The organism is Psychrobacillus sp. L4 (genome assembly GCF_042944905.1).
Classification (GTDB): domain Bacteria; phylum Bacillota; class Bacilli; order Bacillales_A; family Planococcaceae; genus Psychrobacillus.
This window is the reverse complement of the sequence record NZ_CP168496.1, coordinates 3213350-3231934: the sequence shown is the minus strand read 5'-3', so window position 1 is coordinate 3231934 and position 18585 is coordinate 3213350. Positions and strand designations below refer to the sequence as shown.

Below are 18585 nucleotides of genomic sequence, written 5' to 3'. Positions count from 1 at the left end.
TTATTCCCTCGCTTTTTCTTTGAACTGATTAGGGGAAAAATCAAATCTTTTCTTGAAAGATGCACTGAAATAATTCGGGTCATCAAATCCAACGGCAGTTGCGATTTCATATATTTTCATATCTGTACTGAGTAATAAGATTTTTGCACGATTGAGTTTCATTGTAAGCATATAATCTTGAAAAGTCGTCCCGTATAAATTTTTGAAAAGTGAACTCAGGTAAGAGGTACTTAGCGATAATTGTTTAGCTAAGTAGGTTAACGAGAAATCGAAGTTTGCGATATTTGCATCTATTTCTTTTTGAATCTGTCCTTTATAGCCTATATCCTTTGAATTACTGGATTTACTAATCAGGTCATGTACAACCCTTGATACTTCGGATTGACTATTTTCGGATTGCAATTTATGAATAAGCTTTTGTAATGTTTCTTGTATATCCTTTTTGGAAACTGGCTTTAACACATAGTCATCGATTCCGGATTTCAAGGCTGTGACAGCATAGTCAAAATAGTCATATCCAGTAATAATCGCAATTTTAACATCCGGTTTGATATCTTTAGCGGCAATAGCAAAGTCGAGTCCATTCATTTTTGGCATATTTATATCGGCTAAAACAAGATCAGGTAAATGAGTCTGAAAGCTTTCCAGCGCTTCTTCCCCATTCGTTGCCTCATAAACTTCTGAAATGGTAAGGGCATGAAAATCGACAAAAGAGCGAATGCCTTTAATAATAATAGGTTCGTCATCTACTAAAAGTAATTTATACATTGTTTTTTTCTACTCCCCCTTTATAATTTTTTTGTGATGGGTAATATCTCTAATCAATTTGCATTCACGCTTGCCGCACTAGGGTATAGGTAATTAGATCTATTATAACTCTAAATATTAGAGATATAAAAAGAAAGGGGGCTAAACGCCACCTTATCTGAGTCATGCTATTATCTTACATGAAGTGATCTTATTTTATAATACCTTTTAAATAACCATAGCCAGCTGCTTCCATGTCTGCTTCCGGTACGAATGTAATCGCCGAGCTATTGATACAATATCGTAAACCACCTTTATCTTTTGGACCATCGTCGAATACATGACCTAAGTGGCTATTCCCCGCGCGACTTCTCACTTCAGTACGAACCATATTAAAGCTCTTGTCTTTCTTCTCTATAATTACTTCCGGTTCAATAGGCTTAGTAAAGCTCGGCCAACCGCATCCAGAATCGTACTTATCAGTTGAAGAGAAAAGTGGTTCTCCGGTTGCTACATCTACATATATACCTGGTTCAAACATATCCCAATATTCGTTGGAGAAGGCTGCTTCTGTACTATTACCTTGCGTCACTTTGTATTGAGCATCTGTTAATTTTTCTTTTAACACTTTATCGCTTGGCTTAGGGTATTTGGCAGGGTCGATGAGTGCAGGGATTTCTTGATTTTCTAAGGAGTCAAACTCTATATGGCAATAGCCGTTAGGATTTTTCTCAAGATAATCCTGATGATATTCTTCGGCAAGTGTGAAGTTCATTAAAGGCTCCACCTCTGTTACAATTGGATCATCATATCTTTCTTGCTCTTTTGCAACTACTTGATCAATCACTTCTTTATCCGCTTCATTGGTAAAGTAAATTCCAGTTCGGTATTGTTCCCCGCGATCGTTTCCTTGTCGGTTTAATACAGTTGGATCAATAATATTAAAGTAAAACGAAAGAAGTTTTTTTAAGTCTACTCGTTCTGGGTCATAGAGAACATGAACTGTCTCTGCATGTCCAGTGTGTTCTCTCGAAACTTGTTCATAAGTTGGATTTTCTGTATTTCCATTTGCATAGCCAGATGTAACATCATAGACTCCATAGACTCGCGCCATATAGGCTTCTACTCCCCAAAAACAACCGCCTGCCAAGTATATTTCTTTTAAATTATTCGGTTCAAACGTTAAATCTTTGTTAGGATTAGCGGGATATTTGGAAGATGCTTCTGCTATTAGTTTTTCATTTCCTGAATCACTTTTCGCAGCATTGCCAAAAGAACAGCCTGCTAAAAGAATTGCTATACCTAGTAAGCAACCTAGTAGTTTTAATTTCATTTACTTTTAATCCCTTCCTTAGTGAATTTTTTTAAACTGATCTTTAATTTGTTCATTGTTTAGATGTCCTGGCTGCGTTTTAACTAAAGAACCATCTGAACTGATGAAAGCTGAGGTAGGATATCCTCGTACGTTAAACTGTTTTGCAATGTCTCCTTTTTCATCAAGTAGGACGGTTAAATTAGATACCCCTTCTACTCCTTTAAACCACTTGATAAACGATGCTGTATTTTTTTCGTTGTTATAGCCTGGGGACACGACTGTTAAGACAACAAAATCATTATCTTCACCAGCTAGTGTATTGATTTCCTCTAGTCCTGATAAACAGATGGAACACCAAGATGCCCAAAACTTAAGATACACTTTTTTACCTTCGTAATCAGATAGGTTATGGGTATTTCCTGCTACGTCCTTTAATTCAAAAGTAGGTGCTTGATCAGCACTAGGTTGCTGTTCACTCGAACAGGAAGCTAACATAAACGTAATAGCCATAAGCGAAACTATCTTTTTTATCATTCTTTACGCATCCTTTACTGTGGGATTAATGAAACAAAGAGATTTAAATTATTCGTCATGAGGAAAATACCCATAATAATTATAATGATGCCTCCTACAATTCGTATTTTCGTCAAATGTGTGTTGATTTTTTTGATTTGTCTTAGAAGTACATCTGAGAAAATTGACAAAATTAGAAATGGAATTAGTAAACCGAGTGCGTAAACGAACATTAGAAATGCTCCGTATACCGCTTGGCCTTCACTAGCCGATAAGCCTAAAACCGCACCTAGGATAGGTCCGATACAAGGTGTCCATCCAAAACTAAAAGTAAAGCCAAGTAAGTAGGTTCCGAGAATATCTCTTTTCCCACTTCTCTTCAAATTCAATTTGTTTTCTCTTGCTAAAAATGGAAGGTGAAACAATCCTATTTGATGTAACCCTAGCAAAACAACGATGAATCCACAAAATACGATAAACCCTTTTGTATTGATGAAAGCACCAAGGGCTCCAGCTCCAAAACCTAAAAGAACGAAGCTAGTCGATAAACCGAACACAAACACAATTGTTTTGAAGATTAAATGTGGATTAACCTTTAACATACCAAACGTGATGAACGATTGCTCCCTAATTGTGTTATATCCATTGGATGACAGGACAGAAATATAAACAGGTAATAAAGGCAGAATGCAGGGAGAAAGAAAGGAAAACATGCCTGCAATAAAAACTGTACTAATTAAAATATGTTCACCTATCATAGCTACACCGCCTTTCATCTGTATAGGTTCATATTAAAATGAAACGCGTTTAATATATATAGAATGATTTCACGAAAATCTTAGAAATCATACTTTATTGGTAAGGGATAAAAATTATGGATAAAATATTTAAGGTTAAAATATTTAATATTAAAACTAATTGACAAGTGGGTAGTCGGACTTTACACTATAAAAGCACTGATAGAGTTGGAGTGAAGAATTGTCAAGTGAACTTTTCAAGAATTTCCATTTAGCATTAATTTTGGTCTTTTATAATGGTGATTTTTTATTAAAACATAAAACATATAGTCATTCCGATTTTATAGTAAAACTTAGAAAGTGGTGGCATCATGAGCAAGAAAAAAGGAAATATCCATTATGCGTGGATTATTTTAATAGGTCTTTGTATTATGGTTGGTTTAGGGAAAAGTGCTATAAGTAGTTCAGCAGGGTTGTTTTTAACACCAGTTGCTAACGATTTAAATATCGGTTTAGGAAATTTAATGCTGTATTTTAGTATCGCTTCCGTTGTTACAATGATCTTCCTTCCATTTGGCGGAAAATTGATGGCAAAATACAATATTCGTTTAATACTCATCATAGCAATTATTTTACAAGCAGGAGCATTTACTTTATTCGGCTTCATGAATTCGGTATGGGGCTGGTATATTCTTTCTATTCCATTGGCTGTCGGTGGGGTGTTTATAACAGTTATTGCCGGACCGATTTTGATCAATCAATGGTTCAAAAAGAAAAATGGATTGGCACTTGGAATTATGGGGGCTTCTGTTGGAGCGATTGGAGCTATTCTTCAACCAGTAATTGGTAATATTATCGCAGGTCAAGGTTGGAGATTTGGTTATATTGCTACCGGGATTGGTGTTATTGTCATTGCAATTCCAGTTATTCTATTACTTTTGAGAAAATCACCGCAAGAAAAAGGTCTTCAACCTTTTGGTTCGACTGAAGACAAAGATGCGGTAGATAATGCACAAGGAACATCAGAAAATGCAGGGATTACTATGGCTGTGGCAAAAAAATCCTCCTCTTTTTATGCATTAATTACGTTTTTCTTCTTTGTCACATCGATTGGAAGTTTTTCTATACACATCCCTACTTTTCTAAGTAGTAAAGGGTATGATGTAGCTTTCGCTGGAAATGTTATGGGTTTTTATATGATCGGAGCATTGGCAGGAGCATTAATTTTAGGATTCTTAAGTGATAAAATTGGTTCAAAAAATACGACCATACTTGCAATGGTTTTAGGTTTAATATCTATAACATCTATATTATTATTCTCGGCAAATAGTGTAATTATTACAATAGCTATCGTATTGTTAGGTTTTGTTGTTGCTTCTATCGGTACTTTAGGGCCGGCTCTGACTTCAAGTCTATTTGGTAGCAAAGAATATAGTCAAATCTATTCTACTGCTTCACTTGGACTAGCTATCGCATCAGTCGTTGCTTTACCAGCGTATGGCTATATCTATGACTTTGTAGGTAGCTATAATCCAGCTTTATATGCACTTATGGTAATGATGGTTCTAAATATTATTTGTGTGACAATCGCATTTAAAGGGAAGAAAAAGTTAGTAGATCAAGGTCATTGGAAGTAAAATATTTTTTAGCAACTTAAAAGGATTGGACTCTGTGTTGCACAGGGTTCAATCCTTTTATTTTTTTTTAGAATAGGAAATACAGAAAACATTGTAACTAACCTAATTATTATGTTTTTATGTAAGGAACATTTAAAAATGACTCCGAATAGCGAGAACGGAGTCATCTTTTTTCTTCTAAGTAATCGTTTTGATTACTTGTTTAAGTTTACTTTCTAACAGCAATTCTTTTTTTATGACCAAGTCAAGCGTATCTTGAACGCTGTCATTCACTTGTAAGATATTTACTAACGAAGCTGCCGGGCTCAATCCGGGAATAGTACCAAGTACATATTGAATTTTTTCCGCTTCTGCATTGATGATGTGAGCGAGTCCTAGTTCTTCCAAGGCGATGGAAGCTAACAGGAGGTTAATTACATCATCCCTAGTAATGGTAATCGTTGGCGTGATATTCGGAATATTTGGTTGGGACATACAACATCTCTCTTTCTAAATTTTTTTGAAGAACCAAGTATTATGTGAAATGCTTTGGTTGTTCTATTTTTAGTCTATTCGAGGTACTAAGAAAGGGATTGTGTTTGTTGGTACTTTATAGATATACATTAAGAAGACATTTGAAGTAAGCCAGGTTCTGATAACCAAAGTTCACAAATACATGGAATTAACATATATTATTATAATTTTCTAAATGGATGGTGATGAATCATAAGTACAATAACTCTTTGTATGATTGTGAAAAATGAAGAAGAAGTATTAAATCAATGTTTAAATAGTGTAAAGGCAATTTGTGATGAAATAATTATTGTGGATACAGGTTCGACGGATAACACAAAGGAAATAGCAAAGAAATTTACAGACAAGGTAATCGATTTTCCATGGATTAATAATTTTTCTGCAGCAAGAAATTTTGCTTTTAGTCATGCAACGATGGATTATATTTTATGGCTAGATGCAGATGATATATTGCTTAAAGAGGAACTGCAGAAATTTAAAACGTTAAAAAATAATCTAGATATTTCTGTGGATGCAGTTTCTATGATCTATCATACTGCTTTTGACGAGTATGGAAAACCAACCTTTAGTTTTAGGAGAAATCGTTTGGTTAAAAGAGTGAATAACTTTCAATGGATTGGTCCCGTCCATGAATATTTAGAGGTTGGTGGTAATATCGTCACTACCGATATAGCTATAACTCATCGGAAAAACGACAAAAGTAATCTTTCTATTCAAAGTGATCGAAACCTTAAAATCTATGAAAATCGATTGGAAAAAGGTGAAGAATTCACACCAAGGGATTTATTTTATTATGCAAATGAATTAAAAGACCATGCCCAGTATCAAAAATCATCCTTTTATTATCAAAAGTTTTTAGCTACTAAAAAGGGCTGGGTTGAGGATGAAATTCGGGCTTGTATCAACATGGCGGAGTGTTATAGAAATCTTGGAAATACAGAATTAGAAAAACAATCGCTCGTTATGTCTATTTTTTATGATGTTCCACGTCCAGAAGTTTCTTGTCGACTAGGGGACATATATAAAAATAAAAGGAATTTTAGAAAAGCATTAACATGGTATCGTTTAGCGATTGAAATAGAGGAGGAGGACCATCAAGGATTTAAACAAGAGGCCTTCGCAACATGGTATCCAAATCTTCAACTATGTGTGTGTTATTGGGAGATAGGTGATATTAATAAAGCCATAGAACATAATAATAAAGCTAAAGTTTATCGTCCGAATGATGCTAAAGTAAAAGCGAATGAAGAATTCTTTCAAAACTATGAGATAAACAATAAAGAATGAATTGAATGATGTAGTATGAATGCTCAGGAAAAATGAGGTGATCATCAGATTGTCCTGAAACACCAAGAGCTTGCTTGAAACTATGAATAGGTTGTTTTAGATTATTTTTAAGGTGCTCAATACTCTATTTTTAAACGAATTTCAATTTGTATGTCCAAAGGAATAGCCCATGGAATGATTAATTCCATGGGCTATTCCTTTGCGTGTGCGGATTAAATATGATTTATTACATGTTAGGTTATCATAATTGTTCTAATTTAATTTTAGAATAAGCATAGAACCATTAACATTTGATTGAGTTCCACCAGCCAATGTTTGCATAGTAGCAGCTGCTGCACTAGTATGATTTCTAAAAGTTAAAATATCACCCGTGCTAGCCGTAATGATTACCATACCTGGATTAGGTTGAGTTCCAGCTCCAGAGCCATATATGCCTCCACTCACAGGGGCACCATTCTGATAAAGAGTAAACTGATTTGGTTCTACTCCTGCCATTGTGAAGAACACAGCATAATCGCCAGCACTACCCAAAATGACTTGTGAAGTACCAGGTGCGTGTGTAATATTCAATAAAACTCCGTTACTATCAAAAGTTACTTCCGCTTCTAATGGCACAACTTGAGCACCTGTATTGAAAATATAACCATACGCTGATAATCCCTGCCCTGTAGCCCCTGTTGAACCGGTAGCACCGGTAGCACCAGTTGCGCCTGTAGCACCTGTAGACCCAGTATCGCCAGTAGGTCCAGTTGCACCCGTAGGTCCAGTTGCGCCTGTGGCACCAGTAGACCCAGTATCGCCAGTAGGTCCAGTTGCACCCGTAGGTCCAGTAGCGCCAGTAGCTCCAGTTACACCCGTAGCACCGGTAGATCCGGTAGCCCCAGTGACCCCGGTAGCGCCGGTATTTCCGGTAGGTCCAATAGCTCCAGTGTCCCCAGTAGCGCCGGTATTTCCGGTAGCCCCAGTAGCTCCAGTGTCCCCAGTAGCGCCGGTATTTCCAGTAGCCCCAGTAGCTCCAGTGTCCCCAGTAGCGCCGGTATTTCCGGTAGCCCCAGTAGCTCCAGTGCCACCCGTAGCGCCGGTATTTCCAGTAGCCCCAGTAGCTCCAGTTACACCCGTAGCGCCGGTATTTCCAGTAGCCCCAGTGACCCCGGTATTTCCGGTAGCCCCAGTAGCGCCGGCATTTCCAGTTCCCCCGGTAGCGCCTGTAGCTCCAGTTGCACCCGTAGGACCAGTAGTTCCAGTAGCAGAGGTGATTTGAGTCACTTGTTTCAATTTGCTGTCTAATAATAGTTCCTTTTTCATAGCCAATTCGAGTGTATCCTGAACGCTCGTATTCACTTGTAAGATCTCCTCTAAAGTAGCAGGCGTAGATAAGCCAGGTAATGTGCCGAGTGCATACTGAATTTTTTCTCCTTCGGCATTGATGATATGGGCTAGTCCTAACTCTTCCATGGCAATGGAAGCTAAGAGTAGGTTAATTGCATCATCCCTTGTGACTGTAATGGTAGGAGAAATATTAGGGATATTTGGTTGAGACATTTGATCACTCCTTTATAATTTTTTGAACAATCTGCTATATCGAACATGATAAAACAAGGGTTGTTCTGTTAATAATCTATTCTAGGGAGTAGAAAGGAGATAAGACAAATGCCTCATATGTATTTAATAAAGCAGAAAAACTATAGCTTTTTATAAAAAGAATAGGTAAATGCATCCCTTCCTTAAGAAATTAGAATTGAGAGTATGAACTGCCTTTGTATGTGGATGACTACTTGCTAATTTGATGGTCTGATTATGAAAAAGCACTTCATTGCTGAACAGCACATTTATTATGGATTATGACTAGTAGGAAAGGCATTTTAGAGGATGATTACAATAATCAAAAGAACCTAAATAAAAACTCCAGAGAGCGATACTGGAGTCATCTTTTCACGGTCTAGGAATAGTTTTGATTACTTCTTGTAATTTACTCTCTAAAAGCAATTCTTTTTTATTACCAAATCGAGCATATCTTGAACGCTGTCATTCACTGCTAATATTTGGTCTAATGTAGCTGCAGGAGTCAAACCAGGTATGGTACCAAGAACATATTAAATTTTTTCAGCTTCCGCATTGATGATGTAAGCAAGCCCTAATTCTTCCAAGGCAATGGAAGCCAAGAGGAGGTTAATCACATCAGTCCTTGAAATGGTAATAGTTGGATTAATATTATGAGCATTTGCTTAGGACATAAAACATCTATCTTTCTTTTTTTATTGAAAAACACTATTTCTAATAGTTAACATGTATTATGAGAAGTGTTTGAGTTGTTCTCTCTTCTTGTCGATTAGGAGATCTTTATAAAAATAAAAGAAACTTTAAAAAGGCAATAACATGGTAACGCTTAGCCCTTGAAATAAAAGAAGATGATCATCAAGGATTTAAGCAAGAGGCTTACTCCACCTGGTATCAACATCTTTAGTTATGTGTGTGCTATTGGGAAGTAGGAGACGTTGTACTTGCTGAAAAACATAATAATCATACCAAAAAATATCGACCGAATGACTCTAAAGTAAAATATAAAGAGGAGTTTTTTAAAAACTATAAAAAAATAGAAAAAGATAAAAGGACCCTCTTAACATTGCGAAGTGACCCAAATTATATTTGCTCTCTATAAAACATCCTGCGTTTCATAAAAACACAGGATGTTTCTAAATGAACGATGATTTAATCATGGGACAAGTTAATAAAACATACATATAGGTTGACAATGAGGGGGTGTCAGATGGTCACAATTAGTTTATGTATGATTGTAAAAAGTGAAGAGGATACAATTGGCCGCTGTTTAGATTCTGTAAAGGATATTGTCGACGAAATTAACATTGTGGATACAGGTTCAACCGATCAAACGAAAGAGGTGTTAAAAAAGTATACCCAGCGTATTTATGATTTTGAATGGGTGCATGATTTTGCAAAGGCTAGAAATTATGCTTTTAAACAAGCAACAAAAGATTTCATTTTGTGGTTGGATGCGGATGATGTGTTTTTACCAGAAGATCAAGAAAAATTAAAACAATTAAAATTGAATCTCGATTTTACAACAGACTCTGTCACAATGGACTACAATCTTTCTACCGATCAACATGGCAATGTTTTAACGAGTCTCAAACGGAACCGTTTAGTAAAGCGAGCAAATCATTTTCAATGGATTGGGGCTGTTCATGAATATTTAGAAGTGGCTGGAACTATCTTTCATAGCAACGTAGCGGTCACACATAAAAGCTTACATCATGATACGAATCGGAATTTGCTGATTTATGAAAAGCAATTAGCTAACAATGTAGAGTTCACACCACGTGATTTATTTTACTTTGCTAATGAATTGAAAGACCACCAAATGTATGAACGAGCAATTGAATATTATGAAAAATTTCTCTTAACAGATAAAGGGTGGGTCGAAGATAACATTTCGGCTTGCAGTAGACTAGCGGATTGTTTTTTTGCGTTAGGTGATTTTAGGAAAGAATTAGAGTCCAATTTACGATCTTTTCAATATGATCACCCTCGACCAGAATTTTGCTGTAGTCTAGGGTTCTATTTCTTGAAGAAGAAAGAATTACATGCAGCGATATTTTGGTATCAATTAGCTACTGAGATTAAGCTCCCTAGTCATAATCTAGGTTTGCAGTATCCAAAATTTTCGACATGGTTACCTCATTTACAACTTTGCGTTTGCTATGATCAATTAGGTCAACACAAAATTGCAAATGAACATAATGAAAAAGCAAGACAGTATAGTCCAGATGATCCGAGAATCCTTCAAAACAAAAAATATTTAGAATCTATCCTCTTGAAACAGACTGAACGGAAATAAACAGAGCCCATGGGAAAAATCCATGGGCTCTTCTTCTGATAGTAAACTTTGTATATTAATTTTTTGTATAAATCAACCTATCTTATTTTTACAACAAGAATAGTTACAATAGATCGGTCTAAACTAGCCGAGTTTACCAACTTTCATTTACTCTAAATACCACATCTACTGTGTTAGAACCCCCCCCGCCAATATTTGCGACAGCTATTGTCACAAACGCATTTTCAGGAAGAGTAAAGTCCAAAAGTGATGCACTAGCTAATATATTGGTATTACCTGAACCACCTGCAGTAACACCTTGAAAGACTACTTCCCCTCCAGTAATAGTTGTGGATGTATTGTTAACAAGAAGAGCCGTTTCAGTAGTTGGAATGTTTGTGTTTGCTGTCGGAAAATTAACAAATAATCCATTTAGCGTTCCGCCCAAAATTACTTGATAGCTTAGATCTGTTGTTGAAATAATGTTGATTTCCTCTAAATCTACTTGAACTGAATTAGTTCTACCAGAACCTGCTGGGAAAACAGTTTTTCTTGCAAATGAAATGACAGGCGTTAGAGTGGATGTTACATTTGAAATTCTACGTCTTTCTGAAGTGATTCTAAACTCTGGGTTGTATTTTCCTATAATACTATACTGTCTCCCTCCAACAAAAAGGGTATAAGCAGTTGCGGTCCCATTATTATCGATTTGTGCTCGTAAAGGAAGGTTTGGGTCAACAAAACTAGTTTGACCACTTGGGGAGAATCTATTAACGGTAATTACTTCTTGTGCTAAAGTAGTAGGGTTAGGGATTACTACTCTAAATTCGACTACTCCATACCCATACCAAGTAAACACTATTTGAAATATATTTCCTTTTGATAAACTAAGAGTCGCTCCACTAGGTCCTGTTCCATCTAATTTATCAACGTTCCATGTACTTTGGGGAAATATTAAATCGGTTCCTGCTCTGCGAATTGCCACAAATGCACCTGTACTATTGACTCCAAAGAATGCTCCGTTCTGACTGTCAAATAATCCCCAGCGTCCAATTTGATTGCTTGTTGGCAAAGTAGGTATACGGACACCAATTCCAGCTTCTCCTGCAAATCCAGGTTCATATCTACCTCTTAATACACTTTCTAAAATGGATGAAGCCGCTCCACTAACCGGATTGGTTAGGATATATTCTGTACCATCGTTTGTTACCGTCCCACCTCCAACAGTCGTTACAGCATCTCTCAAACTCGATATACCGTATACTGAAGTTAACTCTACAATTGGAAATCTTTCTGCTACCCTTAGCTCATCGAATTGCGAGCTAACATTTGGGCCAATATTCGAAATGATAATATCTGACACTATATTTCCTCCTTTAAAGAAGGGGAGAGAATACAGATATTTCTCTCCCCTTCCTAATATTTTTTACCATTCTTCGGTCAGACTAAACGTTGCAGTAACAGGATTAGTCCCGCCGTTTAAATTTAATACAGCTAGAGTGACGGTTTGAGTATCTGGTAATTCAAAGTCCAGCAAGGAAGCAGAGGCTAAGATTCTAGCACTTCCATCCACTCCTGCTGCTAAACCTTGTAATAGCACTTGCCCACCAGAAATTGTTGTTATAGTGGTATTAACTGTAAGAGCCGTTTCCGAAAGTGGAATATTGGTGGTCGCGGTTGGATAGTTTACAAATGTACCATTAATGATTCCACCTAATATGATTTGGTAGGAAATATCGTCTGAAGTTACAAGGTCAATCCCTTCTAGTTTTACACTAACTGAATTGGATCTAGCCGAACCAGCCGGGAAGATTGCCTTTCTTTGAAATGACAAAATTGGTGTTAGAGATCCCGTAGCTGTTACGGTTCTTCTCTCTGAAGTAACACGAAAAACCGGATTATAATTGCCTATAATGCTATACTGTCTTCCTCCAACAAATAAATTGAATGCAGCACCAGTACCATTATTAGCGATTTCTGCACGCAGAGGAAGGTTAGGATCAGCAAGACTTGTTTGGCCCGTTGGTGAGAATCGATGAACTGTAATGACTTCTTGTGCTAAAGTCACAGGATTAGGGAGAACTACTCTAAATTCAATTACTCCATACCCATACCAAGTAAACACGATTTGGAATATATGACCTTCCGCTAAATTGAGAGTCTCGCCACTTGGCCCTGTTCCATTTAACGGATCTACGTTCCATGATGATTGTGGAATAATAGTATCTAGACCTGCTCTTCTTATAGCGATAAATATCCCAGTCGCTACATTCTGACCAAAAAGCAAACCATTTTGTGCGTCAAAAAGGCCCCATCTGCACACTTGGTTTCCTACTGGTGGAAGTGGTAAACGTATACCTATTCCTGCTTCAGCCGCATATCCTGATTCGTATCTTCCTCTCTCTGAGCTTTGTAGGGTTGCACTATCTGTTCCACTTGCTATCGTACTTAATTGAAACTCACTATTATTACTTCCTACTGTACCAGAGCCCGTTACGGTAACAATGTCTCTTAAGTTGGATAATCCATATACGGATGTCAATTCAATTAACGGTGTTTTTTGGCTAACTCTTAATTCACTAAATTGAGAGCTAACATTTGGTCCTACACCTGCAATAGTTGCTGTAGAGCCAAAAGCCCCTGTAGCCCCAGTAGATCCGGTCGCACCAGTTGCACCAGTAGTTCCAGTTACACCGGTCGCCCCAGTAGTTCCGGTTACACCGGTCGCACCAGTTGCACCAGTAGTTCCAGTTACACCGGTCGCCCCAGTAGTTCCGGTTACACCGGTCGCACCAGTTGCACCAGTAGTTCCAGTTACACCGGTCGCTCCAGTAGTTCCGGTTACACCGGTCGCCCCAGTTGCACCAGTAGTTCCAGTTGCACCGGTCGCCCCAGTTGCACCAGTAGTTCCAGTTACACCAGTAGTTCCGGTTACACCGGTCGCCCCAGTAGCCCCAGTAGCCCCAGTAGCCCCAGTAGTTCCGGTCGCCCCAGTAACTCCAGTAGTTCCAGTAACACCGGTTGCACCAGTAGCACCAGTCGATCCGGTCGCCCCAGTAGCTCCAGTAGCTCCGGTAGATCCGGTAGATCCGGTTATACCAGTCGCCCCAGTAGCTCCAGTAGCTCCAGTAGATCCGGTCGCCCCAGTAGCTCCAGTAGTTCCAGTCGCACCAGTAACTCCAGTAGTTCCTTTTTCACCAGTAGCCCCAGTAGCCCCGGTTGCCCCAGTAGCTCCAGTAGTTCCAGTAACACCGGTAGCCCCAGTAGCCCCAGTAGCTCCAGTAGCCCCAGTAGCCCCAGTAGCCCCGGTTGCCCCAGTAGCTCCAGTAGTTCCAGTAACACCGGTCGCCCCAGTAGCCCCAGTAGGTCCGGTTACACCGGTAGCCCCAGTAGCTCCAGTAGTTCCAGTAACACCGGTCGCCCCAGTAGCTCCAGTAGTTCCAGTAACACCGGTCGCCCCAGTAACTCCAGTAGTTCCAGTAACACCGGTCGCCCCAGTAGATCCGGTAGATCCGGTTATACCAGTCGCCCCAGTAGCTCCAGTAGCTCCAGTAGATCCGGTCGCCCCAGTAGTTCCGGTTACACCGGTCGCCCCAGTAACTCCAGTAGTTCCAGTAACACCGGTCGCCCCAGTAGCTCCAGTAGCTCCGGTAGATCCGGTTATACCAGTCGCCCCAGTTGCTCCAGTAGATCCGGTTATACCAGTCGCACCAGTAGTTCCGATTACACCGGTCGCCCCAGTAGCCCCAGTAGTCCCAGTAGTTCCGGTTACACCGGTCGCGCCAGTAGCTCCAGTAGTTCCAGTCGCACCAGTAACTCCAGTAGTTCCAGTTACACCGGTCGCCCCAGTAGCCCCAGTAGTTCCGGTTACACCGGTCGCACCAGTTGCACCAGTAGCTCCGGTTGGTCCAGTGTCGCCGGTTGCACCAGTAGTTCCAGTTACACCAGTTGCACCAGTTGCACCAGTAGCTCCAGTGTCGCCAGTGTCACCAGTTGCTCCGGTTACTCCAGTGTCGCCAGTAGCTCCAGTTGCGCCAGTAGGTCCTGTAGCTCCAGTAGCTCCAGTGTCGCCAGTTGCTCCGGTTGATCCAGTTGCGCCAGTGTTGCCAGTAGCTCCGGTTGGTCCAGTTGCGCCAGTGTTGCCAGTAGCTCCGGTTGGTCCAGTGTCGCCGGTTGCACCAGTAGTTCCAGTTGCACCAGTAGCTCCAGTGTCGCCAGTAGCTCCGGTTGATCCAGTTGCGCCAGTGTCGCCAGTAGTTCCAGTTGCTCCGGTAGCTCCAGTAGCTCCAGTGTCGCCAGTAGCTCCGGTTGGTCCAGTTGCGCCAGTGTTGCCAGTAGCTCCGGTTGGTCCAGTTGCGCCAGTGTTGCCAGTAGCTCCGGTTGGTCCAGTGTCGCCGGTTGCACCAGTAGTTCCAGTTGCCCCAGTAGCTCCAGTTGCGCCAGTGTTGCCAGTAGCTCCAGTTGCGCCAATAGGTCCAGTAGGTCCAGTAGCTCCGGTAGCTCCAGTTGCGCCAGTGTTGCCAGTAGCTCCAGTGACGCCAGTAGCTCCGGTTGGTCCAGTTGCGCCAGTGTCGCCAGTAGCTCCGGTTGTTCCAGTGTCGCCGGTTGCACCAGTAGTTCCAGTTGCACCAGTAGCACCAGTAGCACCAGTAGCTCCGGTAGCTCCGGTAGCTCCAGTGACGCCAGTAGCTCCGGTTGATCCAGTGACGCCAGTAGCTCCAGTTGCGCCAATAGGTCCAGTAGGTCCAGTTGCACCAGTAGTTCCGGTCGCACCAGTTGCACCAGTTGCACCAGTTGCCCCAGTAGCTCCAGTTGCACCGGTCGCACCAGTTGCACCAGTAGCTCCAGTTGCGCCAGTAGGTCCTGTAGCTCCAGTAGTTCCAGTAGCTCCGGTTGGTCCAGTTGCGCCAGTGTTGCCAGTAGCTCCGGTTGTTCCAGTGTCGCCAGTTGCACCAGTAGCTCCAGTAGCTCCGGTAGCTCCAGTGTCGCCAGTAGCTCCAGTTGCGCCAATAGGTCCTGTAGCTCCAGTTGCACCAGTAGTTCCAGTTACACCGGTCGCACCAGTTGCACCAGTAGCTCCAGTTGCGCCAGTAGGTCCAGTAGCTCCGGTAGCTCCAGTTGCGCCAGTAGGTCCAGTAGCTCCGGTAGCTCCAGTTGCGCCAGTGTTGCCAGTAGCTCCGGTTGGTCCAGTGTCGCCGGTTGCACCAGTAGTTCCAGTTACACCGGTCGCACCAGTTGCACCAGTAGCTCCAGTGTCGCCAGTAGCTCCAGTTGCGCCAGTAGGTCCTGTAGCTCCAGTAGTTCCAGTTGCTCCAGTGTCGCCAGTTGGTCCGGTAGCTCCGGTAGCTCCAGTTGCACCAGTGTCGCCGGTAGCTCCAGTATTTCCGGTGTCTCCAGTAGAACCAGTAGAACCAGTAGTTCCCGTATCGCCGGTTGTACCCGTAGCACCAGTAGGTCCCGTATCGCCGGTTGTACCCGTAGCACCAGTAGTTCCCGTATCACCGGTAGAGCCAGTAGCACCAGTAGTTCCAGTGTCGCCGGTTGTACCTGTAGCTCCAGTAGGTCCAGTTGCTCCCGTGTCACCAGTAGGCCCGGTAGTTCCCGTAGCTCCCGTATCACCAGTAGACCCCGTGGGTCCAGTAGCACTAGAAGAAGTGATTTGAGTCACTTGTTTTAATTTGTTATCTAGTAGTAATTCTTTTTTCATCGCCAACTCAAGTGTATCTTGAACGCTGGCATTTACTTGTAAGACTTCCTCTAACGAAGCTGGTGTTGTCAAGCCAGGTAATGTGCCGAGTGAATATTGAATCTTTTCCCCTTCTGCATTAATGATATGTGCTAGTCCAAATTCTTCCATAGCAATAGAAGCTAAGAGAAGGTTAATAGCATCGTCCCTGGTGACTGAAATGGTAGGGGTAATATTAGGAATATTAGGTTCCGACATTTTATCTCTCCTTTCTAATCTTTTGAACAATCCTGTATATTGCACATGACAAGACAAGAGTTGTTCTGACTATAATCTATTCAGGTGAGGAGAAAGGGGATAAGCTAAATGTCTCTTGTGTTGTTAATGAAGCGGAAAAATAAAGCTCTTTTATCAAAAGATTAGGAAAAACTTCCCTACCTCAAGAAATGAGAAGTGATGGGATGATTCACATTTGGTTAAGTGGTGAGTATGAAGTGGACAAACCAATGCTAAAAAGGCAAGTTTTCAAGGGATATTACCCCAATAAAGTGGAAGATTATTATGTTCAAAGAAACCTAAATAATGACTCTGGAACGATACCAGAGTCATCTTTTCATTGCCTAAGTTACAGAATAAAAACTTGTTTTAATTTACAACTCTACTTTATCTTTGTATTCTTTTCGTATAAATATGCTTCTTGTGCCTCATCCATCTTACCTAATTGTTCGAGACATAATCCTTTATATTTCCACGCTTTAAAACTCCCCGTTCCCTTTAGAACAAGATGTTTTGTATGATAATCTCCTAATTCAAGGCACTTTTCAAATGTTTGTAAAGCTTTTGTGTAATCTTTCATTTTATAAAGAATGTAGCCCATATAAAAATGTAAATCTACATAATCTGGGTAAAGTAGGATTGCTTTCTCAATACTCGGCCATGCACCTTCTAGACTATTTGTTTCTATTAATATTGCATATTTTAATTTGTAAAGTAGGGAAGGTGGTTTCTGACTTTTTTGCAAAAAAAGTAAAATGGATTGATTTACTAACTGAAATGCTTGTTGATATTTTTCTTGTCTATAAAATTCACTTGCCAAATGGTATTCGATCCATGGGCTGTGTGCAGGATCAGACAACTCTTGTTGCAAAAGCTGAATGTTTCGTTGACCCTTTTGTTTTGTTTCTGTTATTTCCTGCAAATAACCGTAATGATGAATAGACACTGGAATGTGTTCAATGTCTTTCTCTGTTACATCTACCGGTAGCAAAGGCGTCTCGTGTATACGGTTTTGGAATATAATATTTTTTTTATTACGAAATAACCGTAATTGGTAAATCAAATAAGCTTTATTTTTATCAACAGGGGTTGTTTTTCCATAGTAATTAAGGACAGTTAGAGAAAGTAGATGGGCATTGGTATTTGCTAGTATCTCTGGAATTCTGGATTTTTCAATGGTATCTAATTCTTCATCTGCATCTAACCATAATATCCAGTCTCCTGTTGAAAATGATAAGCCATAATTCCGGGCATCTGCAAAATCATTTTTCCACTCATAAGCATATACTTTCGCAAGATGGTTCTCACATATTTCAATTGTTTGATCAGAAGAACCTGTGTCTACAATGATAATCTCACTAACTAGTCCTTTGACACTTTCTAAACAAGCATTAATGCAATTAGCTTCATCTTTCACAATCATACACAGTGTGATAGTAGGTAAAGCATCCATATATTCACTTCCTAAATTGAGATGACCTTTTAAGGTGGTCTGAATTATTCCTATCCTATGATTGAAAGATCTTTTGATAACCATGGAGGAGGAGCATGAAGATTTGATTCTACAATGATAGGAATTGAAGAAGAACTTAAATGATAATATCGAAGAATTTGATCTAATGTATTTTCCGACTGTATTTTGTAACTTTCGTTAAGGAAAGGAAATTGTTCAACTTCTTTCTTTAATTGTTGAAGAAGAGGTAAAATGGTTCTAGATTGATAATCATCAAAAGTTGGTAGGATTAATTTTTCCTGTGAAGTTTTAGGATATAATATTCTCTTGGAAAAAATGGATATATGCAAAGTCCACAATAAAGAGAGGGAAGTCATAACATTCCGTTCCATTTTATTGCTTGTTTCTATTGGTAAGGATTCGTGAGTTAAAAGGGAGTCGAATGTTCTATTAAGAAAAAGTAAAAAAGAACGAAAGAAATTTATATACTCTACTTCTCTTTTTTTATGAGCTGTGTCATAATCCATTTTCATTTTTGTGTGTTCTCCTTTCCCTATGAAACTGTATTTAACATACTGGAGCCTTT

General features: G+C 40.0%; 13 protein-coding genes. 3 read left to right on the top strand and 10 right to left on the bottom strand.

Going from position 1 to position 18585, the window contains the following annotated elements; translation table 11 throughout:
* The 4 genes from ACEPXG_RS15625 to ACEPXG_RS15610 all read right to left on the bottom strand — a co-directional run bounded on the left by ACEPXG_RS15625 (position 1) and on the right by ACEPXG_RS15610 (position 3333).
* On the bottom strand, positions 1-768 hold the full coding sequence (locus tag ACEPXG_RS15625; RefSeq protein ID WP_391204360.1) for a response regulator transcription factor: 768 nt from the start codon (positions 766-768) through the stop codon (positions 1-3).
* A 190-nt stretch (positions 769-958) separates the two neighbouring features.
* The gene (gene msrAB, locus ACEPXG_RS15620; protein WP_391204358.1) at positions 959-2080 is read right to left on the bottom strand and encodes a bifunctional peptide-methionine (S)-S-oxide reductase MsrA/peptide-methionine (R)-S-oxide reductase MsrB; all 1122 of its coding nucleotides are present in this window, start codon (positions 2078-2080) and stop codon (positions 959-961) included.
* Positions 2081-2098: 18 nt separating this feature from the next.
* Complete coding sequence (locus ACEPXG_RS15615) at positions 2099-2596, bottom strand: redoxin family protein (protein ID WP_391204356.1); 498 nt, start codon at positions 2594-2596, stop codon at positions 2099-2101.
* A gap of 14 nt (positions 2597-2610) precedes the next feature.
* Positions 2611-3333 (bottom strand): cytochrome c biogenesis CcdA family protein, encoded by a 723-nt coding sequence (locus ACEPXG_RS15610; RefSeq protein ID WP_391204353.1) that lies wholly within the window; start codon positions 3331-3333, stop codon positions 2611-2613.
* 350 nt (positions 3334-3683) lie between these two features.
* Between ACEPXG_RS15610 and ACEPXG_RS15605 the strand changes: the two genes are divergently transcribed.
* Entirely contained in the window at positions 3684-4949 is a 1266-nt protein-coding gene (locus tag ACEPXG_RS15605) for an MFS transporter (RefSeq protein WP_391204350.1), read from the top strand.
* A 177-nt stretch (positions 4950-5126) separates the two neighbouring features.
* Here ACEPXG_RS15605 and ACEPXG_RS15600 read toward each other — a convergent pair whose 3' ends face one another.
* Positions 5127-5423, bottom strand: a complete 297-nt coding sequence (locus ACEPXG_RS15600; protein WP_391204348.1) for a hypothetical protein — start codon at positions 5421-5423, stop codon at positions 5127-5129.
* Positions 5424-5675: 252 nt separating this feature from the next.
* On the opposite strand from ACEPXG_RS15600, the gene ACEPXG_RS15595 reads away from it, so the two are divergent.
* Positions 5676-6749, top strand: coding sequence for a glycosyltransferase (locus ACEPXG_RS15595; RefSeq protein ID WP_391204345.1), 1074 nt, complete (start codon positions 5676-5678; stop codon positions 6747-6749).
* Positions 6750-7001: 252 nt separating this feature from the next.
* Here the strand turns inward: ACEPXG_RS15595 and ACEPXG_RS15590 are convergent, their stop codons facing one another.
* Positions 7002-8291 (bottom strand): collagen-like protein, encoded by a 1290-nt coding sequence (locus tag ACEPXG_RS15590; protein WP_391204342.1) that lies wholly within the window; start codon positions 8289-8291, stop codon positions 7002-7004.
* 1225 nt (positions 8292-9516) lie between these two features.
* Here ACEPXG_RS15590 and ACEPXG_RS15585 point away from each other — a divergent pair.
* Complete coding sequence (locus ACEPXG_RS15585; RefSeq protein WP_391204339.1) at positions 9517-10605, top strand: glycosyltransferase; 1089 nt, start codon at positions 9517-9519, stop codon at positions 10603-10605.
* A gap of 133 nt (positions 10606-10738) precedes the next feature.
* Here ACEPXG_RS15585 and ACEPXG_RS15580 read toward each other — a convergent pair whose 3' ends face one another.
* From ACEPXG_RS15580 to ACEPXG_RS15565, 4 genes are all read right to left on the bottom strand, one after another.
* Positions 10739-11947, bottom strand: a complete 1209-nt coding sequence (locus tag ACEPXG_RS15580; protein ID WP_391204336.1) for a hypothetical protein — start codon at positions 11945-11947, stop codon at positions 10739-10741.
* 63 nt (positions 11948-12010) lie between these two features.
* Positions 12011-16528, bottom strand: coding sequence for a collagen-like protein (locus ACEPXG_RS15575; protein ID WP_391204333.1), 4518 nt, complete (start codon positions 16526-16528; stop codon positions 12011-12013).
* 400 nt (positions 16529-16928) lie between these two features.
* Entirely contained in the window at positions 16929-17999 is a 1071-nt protein-coding gene (locus ACEPXG_RS15570) for a glycosyltransferase (protein WP_391204330.1), read from the bottom strand.
* Positions 18000-18049: 50 nt separating this feature from the next.
* Positions 18050-18532 (bottom strand): hypothetical protein, encoded by a 483-nt coding sequence (locus ACEPXG_RS15565; RefSeq protein ID WP_391204327.1) that lies wholly within the window; start codon positions 18530-18532, stop codon positions 18050-18052.
* Positions 18533-18585: the final 53 nt, after the last annotated feature.

Coding starts and splice junctions, on each gene's coding strand:
- ACEPXG_RS15625 (WP_391204360.1), bottom strand. CDS start 768: ATGTATAAATTACTTTTAGTAGATGACGAACCTATTATTATTAAAGGC.
- msrAB (WP_391204358.1), bottom strand. CDS start 2,080: ATGAAATTAAAACTACTAGGTTGCTTACTAGGTATAGCAATTCTTTTA.
- ACEPXG_RS15615 (WP_391204356.1), bottom strand. CDS start 2,596: ATGATAAAAAAGATAGTTTCGCTTATGGCTATTACGTTTATGTTAGCT.
- ACEPXG_RS15610 (WP_391204353.1), bottom strand. CDS start 3,333: ATGATAGGTGAACATATTTTAATTAGTACAGTTTTTATTGCAGGCATG.
- ACEPXG_RS15605 (WP_391204350.1), top strand. CDS start 3,684: ATGAGCAAGAAAAAAGGAAATATCCATTATGCGTGGATTATTTTAATA.
- ACEPXG_RS15600 (WP_391204348.1), bottom strand. CDS start 5,423: ATGTCCCAACCAAATATTCCGAATATCACGCCAACGATTACCATTACT.
- ACEPXG_RS15595 (WP_391204345.1), top strand. CDS start 5,676: ATGATTGTGAAAAATGAAGAAGAAGTATTAAATCAATGTTTAAATAGT.
- ACEPXG_RS15590 (WP_391204342.1), bottom strand. CDS start 8,291: ATGTCTCAACCAAATATCCCTAATATTTCTCCTACCATTACAGTCACA.
- ACEPXG_RS15585 (WP_391204339.1), top strand. CDS start 9,517: ATGGTCACAATTAGTTTATGTATGATTGTAAAAAGTGAAGAGGATACA.
- ACEPXG_RS15575 (WP_391204333.1), bottom strand. CDS start 16,528: ATGTCGGAACCTAATATTCCTAATATTACCCCTACCATTTCAGTCACC.
- ACEPXG_RS15570 (WP_391204330.1), bottom strand. CDS start 17,999: ATGGATGCTTTACCTACTATCACACTGTGTATGATTGTGAAAGATGAA.
- ACEPXG_RS15565 (WP_391204327.1), bottom strand. CDS start 18,532: ATGAAAATGGATTATGACACAGCTCATAAAAAAAGAGAAGTAGAGTAT.